1 protein-coding gene and 1 pseudogene are annotated in these 1,616 nt (G+C 74.9%); both read right to left on the bottom strand.

What is annotated here, in order from left to right; all coding sequences use genetic code 11:
- On the bottom strand, nucleotides 1-888 hold an 888-nt coding region (locus AC51EU_RS30350), incomplete at its 3' end, for a serine/threonine-protein kinase (protein WP_496270301.1).
- Between the two features lie 221 nt (nucleotides 889-1,109).
- Nucleotides 1,110-1,616, bottom strand: a pseudogene (locus AC51EU_RS30345) (serine/threonine protein kinase); the annotation flags it as partial.

Below are 1,616 nucleotides of genomic sequence, written 5' to 3'. Positions count from 1 at the left end.
GGGGCCGTCGGCCTCGTCCTCCGGCGTCCCGGTGTCCGGTTCGTCGATGTCCAGCGGGGGCATGCCGGCCAGGGCGGGCAGCAGCTCGCGGAGGCGGGCGGCCATCTCGGGGGCGCGCAGCCGGGAGGCGGGCGCCTTGGCCAGGCACTGCACCAGCAGCTGCCACAGTTCGTCGGGGATGCCGGGCAGGGGGGCGACGCGCTCGGTGACATGGCGGCGCAGGACGGCGCCGGGGTGGCCGCCGCCGAAGGGGGTGAAGCCGGCGAGCATCTCGTAGAGGACGGTCGCCAGGGCGTAGACGTCGACGGAGGCGCGCGGCGGCAGGCCCTCGATGATCTCCGGGGCGAGGTAGTCGGGGGTGCCGATGACCTTGGTGGCGCGGGTGCGGCGGGGGGAGTCGACGAGGCGGGCGATGCCGAAGTCGGTGAGGAGTGCGGGGTGGGCGCCGCCGGGGCCGAGGGGGCCCTGCATGTCGAGGAGGACGTTCTCGGGCTTGACGTCGCGGTGCACGATGCGGGCGGCGTGCGCGGCGGCGAGGCCGTCGGCGACGTCGGCGGCGATGGCGACGGCCGCCTCGGGGGCCAGGCGCCGTTCGTGCTCCAGGCGGGTGCGCAGGTCGGTGCCCCGGACGAGGTCCATCACCAGGGCGAGGTCGTTGCCGTCGACGACCAGGTCGCGGACGCCGACGACGTGCGGGTGGTCCAGGCTGAGCAGGGCCGTGCGTTCCTGGACGAAGCGGCCGACGAGTTCCTGGTCGGAGGCGAGGTCCTCGCGCAACAGCTTGATGGCCACGGCCCCTTCGGGCCCCTCGCCGAGCCATACCGTGCCGGCACTGCCCCGTCCCAGGATCTGGTGGGCGGTGTACCTGCTGCCGATCTTCCGTGCCAAGACTGCTCCGACGTGTCGGGCCCCCGGACGTCCCTCGGGGGCTGAGGTTGCCGTCAAAGCTACGCGGCTCTCGGGGGCGGGGCGTCCCTGAGGGCGGGCCTCTCCCCGTCCGTGCCGGGAATTCACCGCCTGGATGTCGACAAAACCACTGAGGTGACGCCAGGCCGGGGCGGATGCGGTGTTCCCGGGGCGGACATCGGCCCGGCCCGGGAACACCCGCGTCAGAACAGCTGCCGGACGGAGTCCCGCAGGTTCCCGAAGAGGTTCGAGACCTGCGAGAGGAATCCTTGGGTCGAACCGACCCACTGCTGGAGCGGGGTCAGCTCCCAGATCAGCCAGCTCGCCACGAACAGGATGACCAGGGTGAACAGGCAGCCCTTCAGGCACCCCAGACCGGGGATGCGCATCGGGTTGGCGCTGCGCCGCCGGGGCTCGCGCGGCGGCCGGGGCTCCCGGGCGGGCCGGGGTTCCGGGGCGGGCGGGCGCTGCGGTTCGTAGTGCTGCGGCGGGGGCTCCTGGCGGCGCTGCGGGGCGGGCGGCTGCTGCGGCGCGTACGGCGCGGGCTGCCGGTAGGGCGGCGGAGGCTGCTGCCGGTACTGCGGCTGCGGGGGCGGCGGTTGCTGCCGGTACTGGGGCGGCTGCTGCTGCGGCTGCGGGGGCTGCGGCGCGGGACGGCGCTGCGGACGGCGGCGCAGCGGGTCGTCCTCGGGCGAGAGGTACTGGAGCTG

Source organism: Candidatus Streptomyces philanthi (genome assembly GCF_059553635.1).
Note: the sequence above shows the minus strand (reverse complement) of the source record. Positions and strands in the feature narration are given on the sequence as shown.